The organism is Thermogutta sp. (assembly GCF_014359955.1).
GTDB lineage: Bacteria > Planctomycetota > Planctomycetia > Pirellulales > Thermoguttaceae > Thermogutta.
In genome coordinates this window covers 1-1469 of sequence record NZ_JACIYL010000966.1, presented here as the reverse complement: position 1 = coordinate 1469, position 1469 = coordinate 1, and the positions used below count along the sequence as shown (strand labels likewise).

The following is a 1469-nucleotide window of genomic DNA, read 5'->3' as shown; positions in this document are numbered from 1 at the left end:
GACTACCCCCGCCACTGAAGACGGCAGGAGGATCCCCACGTGGGTCTCATCATCGGCCAGAAGCCGCCGTCTGAAAAAGCGTCGTAGCGCCAGAACGCTTATCAAAAGTTTTCCGCCCGTCAGTTCAACACCTGTCGTGTCCGCCAGTTTCCGCCGCCAGAAAAGGCTGCGGGCAGTTCGCAAGAACTGACGCGGGGGGATGTGGGCGATCTCCTTTCGTAACGCCACGGCTTTCGCGGCCAGAAGACTGACGGCTAGCTGGGCCTCCCAGGGGCGCTGCACGTGACGCAGCGGTTCTCCGATGTAAAGCGTCACCTGCAAGCGCCGCAGACTTGGCCATTTCCAGAAATATCGGCCGCCCGAGTAGCTGAAAATGCTCCCCCAAACACCGTCGATATAAACAGGGATGATCGGCACATCGAGGCCCCGCGCAATCTTCAGAAAGCCGGGCTGAAAGCCCCGCATCTGGCCTGTCCGCGTCATGCCACCCTCAGGAAAAATGCCCACCAGTTCGCCGTTTTGGAGGGCCTCTCGCGCCTGCCGTACTCCGTGCACCAGAGACTTGGAGCCGGGCACGATGGCGATCACCCCCGCCCGCTCCGCCAGTGTCCGAATCAAAGGCGCACTGATGTATTTGGCGTGAGCAATCATGCGGATCCGCCGGGGCATGGCGAGCATGATGAGCATCCCATCCAACCAGCTAATGTGGTTGGAAACCACGATCGCGCCCCCTTCGGCGGGGATGTTCTCCAGCCCCACCACGCGAAAGCGATACGCGTGACGGGCGATCCAACCGAACAGAACACGAATAAAATCGATCGCTGTGAGCCAGAGAATCACTGCCGCGATGGGCAGGGTGATCAGCCCGGCACACGCGAACATCTGGCGTGCCGAAAGTCCCAGGAAACTCCCCAGAAACCAGTACACGACAGAGCCCGTGATCATGCCGGAAAAGCTCAAAAAGTTGTACGCCGCCAGGATCCTTCCCCGCTCGTGTGTGGGACTTTCAAATTGCAGGATCGAAATGAGTGGAATGTCGTAAAGTCCCGCCGCACAGCCCAATAGAAACAGCAGGGCACAGGCCAGATAGTAGGGCGAGGAGTTCCAGTGCCCGGTCCCCGCCGGAATCAATGTAAAAGAAAGCGAGATGATGGCAATGCCGAAGGCGCCGATGGGTACCAGCCCCCGTTCGATCCGCCCGTGTGACCACACGCCCGCCACCACGCTCCCCACCCCAATTCCCAGAGTGAGTGCCGCGAGCATGGGACCGACGGCGGCCTGGCCGGTCGGGCCTACCAGTTCCGGCACGGCCAGCTTGTCGATGGTGAGCTGAAGGAGAAGACCCAGGGTCCAGAAATAGGTGCTTCCCAAACCGGCGAGGGCCAGCGTGCGATGGCGGAAAAGTTCACCGAGATCGCGAAAACACTGGGCAAATGGGTTGATGGGAATCCGCCGCGCAGGATCGGCAG

The 1469-nt window shown here is 60.7% G+C and carries 1 protein-coding gene; it reads right to left on the bottom strand.

Features of this window, described 5'->3' with window-relative positions; all coding sequences use genetic code 11:
• Nucleotides 1-1469 (bottom strand): MFS transporter (locus H5U08_RS18620; RefSeq protein WP_297036595.1); only part of this gene is annotated, 1469 nt, incomplete at both ends.